The organism is Syntrophomonas sp. UBA1041 (genome assembly GCF_002316705.1).
In the GTDB taxonomy this organism is placed as follows: Bacteria; Bacillota; Syntrophomonadia; order Syntrophomonadales; family Syntrophomonadaceae; genus DTU019.
The window spans coordinates 16,584-16,846 of the sequence record NZ_DCEA01000096.1 but is presented as its reverse complement, the minus strand read 5'-3'; the positions used below and the strand labels follow the sequence as shown (position 1 = coordinate 16,846).

The 263-nt window shown below is 47.1% G+C and carries 1 protein-coding gene; it reads left to right on the top strand.

Translation table 11 applies throughout. The annotated features are described in order from the left end of the window. Nucleotides 1-21: 21 nt before the first annotated feature. On the top strand, nucleotides 22-263 hold a 242-nt coding region (locus B2633_RS14140), incomplete at its 3' end, for a transposase (RefSeq protein WP_483171381.1).

The window sequence follows — 263 nt, the reverse complement described above, 5'->3', positions numbered from 1 at the left end:
AGCGCAGACCCTGACTTTCGCCTGGACCAGTTCCAATATGACCGGGAACAAGACCAATATACCTGCCCTGCCGGACAGATCCTATATCCAAGCCGCATCAGGGAAGAGAAGGGAATTAAATATCAAACCTACAGGAACTATCGAGCCTGTAAAAACTGTGAACTCAAAGACCGGTGTACCAAATCTAAAGGCCGTACCGTACATCGTAATCTTGACCAAGATCTGTTGGATAGAATTGATCGACGAACCCAGGAGAATAAGGC